At 36.4% G+C, this 2,453-nt stretch carries 2 protein-coding genes; both read right to left on the bottom strand.

Annotation, left to right across the window (positions count from 1 at the left end):
* Nucleotides 1-57: 57 nt before the first annotated feature.
* The gene (locus tag L1S35_RS13165) at nucleotides 58-1,932 is read right to left on the bottom strand and encodes an OmpA family protein (RefSeq protein ID WP_236401451.1); all 1,875 of its coding nucleotides are present in this window, start codon (nucleotides 1,930-1,932) and stop codon (nucleotides 58-60) included.
* 20 nt (nucleotides 1,933-1,952) lie between these two features.
* Nucleotides 1,953-2,453: PorP/SprF family type IX secretion system membrane protein (locus L1S35_RS13160; RefSeq protein ID WP_236401450.1), on the bottom strand; the 501-nt coding region annotated here is incomplete at its 5' end.

Raw genomic sequence — 2,453 nt, 5'->3', positions numbered from 1 at the left:
AAATAAAAAACCGCCTCGTATAAAGGGCGGTTTTTATATTAAGAGGAAGTCTTTAAATTACTTTACAATTAAGAATTCTGAACGTCTGTTAAGAGCATGCTGCGCTTCTGTACAAGGTTTACAAACTTCTTTAGGTTCTGATTCTCCCATTCCTTTTCCGGAAATTCTGCTGGCATCAATTCCTTTAGAAATTATGTATTGAACAGTTGATTTTGCTCTTCTGTCAGACAGGGGTAAATTGTAGTTATCAGCTCCTCTGCTATCGGTATGCGATTTGGCAAGGATAACCATTTTGTCATTATTTTTCATTACCTGAACTAATTTGTCTAACTCAAAAGCACCTTCACGAGTGATATTGCTTTTGTCAAATTCAAAGTAAATAGGGTTCAGGATAATTTCTTTTTCAGTTACGATAACTTCTATTGGTTGTAATGGTGCATCCACTTTGGCTTTTGGTCCTTTGCTTTTAGCTACAGCAAACGTATTTCCTTCATAACCATCTTTAGAAGCCTGAACCACGTAAGCTCTGTCGCATTCCACTCTATAACTTACTTCACCTTTAGCATTTGACATTTCCGTAGCGATAACATTTTTCTTGTCATCAAGGATAGAAACACTTGCATTGGCTAAAATAGCGCCTGTTTTTGCATCGGTAACCACAATTAAAACATCAACACCACAAATAGGATTAACGATATAGATATCATCGTTTCCGCTTCGGTTACTGGATAAGAATCCGATTTTTTTGCTTTCATTAAATGTAAAGGCAAAATCATCTTTTTCGGAATTTACCGGTTTAGCTAAATTAGATGCTTCAGAACCATTTGACAAATCAATTTGGTAAACATCCAATCCACCAAGACCTTGTTTTCCTGCCGAAGCAAAATATAAGGTTTTGTTGTCATCAGCGATAAAAGGGAAACTTTCATTTCCTTCGGTATTTACTTTGTTGCCCAGGTTTTGAGGATCTCCGTAAGTTCCGTCAGCATTAACGGCCACTTTCCAGATATCAGTGGTTCCGCTGCCTAAACTTCCCGGTCTGTTAGAGGAGAAGTATAAGGTTTTACCATCTCTGCTCAAACTTGGATTACTGTTTGAAAATGCTTCATCATTAAAAGGTAACGAAGAAGGCGTTCCCCAGGAATCTCCATTTTTAGATACACTAAAAAGATACACCTGACTGAATTTGGCATTAGCCTTTTTATCTTTAGGAGTAGACTCTTTCTCTTTGTAGCTTTCACTGGCAAAATAAGCCGTTTTCCCGTCCGAACTAATAGTTATTGGACCATCATGCCATTTTGAATTTAATTCCGTTACAGTCGAAGCATTAGTAATCGTTCCGTCTGCGTTGTAATCCGCTTTATAAATGTCTAAGAAAGGTTCATCTGTCCAACCATAATTTTTACGGGCACCATTTCGGGCACTGGCAAAATACAAACTGTTGTCATATAAGACAGCACCAAAATCAGATTTATCACTACTGATGTCAGAAGATTTCACATCATACAGCTTGGCTTTATCTAATAATCTTGGAATGTAATTTGGATTTTCATTAAAAGCTTTGGCTCTTAAATCATTTGGCGCAGCCGCTGCAAATTTTCTCATTTGCTTGTTGGCATCTTCATATTTTCCTTCCGCTTTGAGCATTTGAGCATAACGGTAATAGGTTTCTGCATCCTGCTGTGTTTCGGTAGCTTTAGCATACCATTTAACTGCTTCTGCCGAATTAAACATATTATAATAGGCATCAGCTAATTGCTTATACACATAAGGATCTGCTTTTCCGTTTTCCACCAATTTCAGATATTCTTTGGCAGCATTAACATATTCAAATCGGGCGAATAGTTTATCGGCTGCCTTGGTGTTTTTATTTTGTGCCGACATGGTAAAGCTGATGGCTACAAAACTTAATACTATATATAAATTTTTCATTTTTAGAATTACTTTATAGGTTAGAAATATCTTGGTGAACGTGATACTTTTTTCGGGAAGTTCAAATCAAATAACAGCATAACTTCGTGAGAAGCCGGTGTTACAACATTTAAATCAGAAACAATGTGATCGTACGCATATCCTACTCTTAAGCTTGGTGTAATGGCAAAATTTACCATTGCTCCAAAAGAGTCTTCCAGTCTATAAGTTGCTCCTAATTCTAATTTATCATAAAGCATAAAGTTAGCGGAGAGATCTAAAGATGTTGGTGCATCTACCGATGATTTAATCATGGCAAAAGGTTTGAATTTTAAATTAGGGTTGATGTCAAATACATAACCTCCGGTTAAGAAATAATGGATTACATCCGTTCCGTATTGCCTCCCGTCGAAATCTAAATATTTAGATTTTAACATATTTGGCACCGAAAAAGCAACATAATATTTATCGGTATAATAGAATACCCCGGAACCAATATTTAAGAAGGTATTATTTGGATTTCCGGATCCAAAAACATCATC

This window comes from Flavobacterium anseongense (genome assembly GCF_021608185.1).
Taxonomy (GTDB): Bacteria; Bacteroidota; Bacteroidia; order Flavobacteriales; family Flavobacteriaceae; genus Flavobacterium; species Flavobacterium anseongense.
The sequence above is the reverse complement of the archived record's forward strand: the minus strand, read 5'-3'. Positions and strand labels throughout refer to the sequence as shown.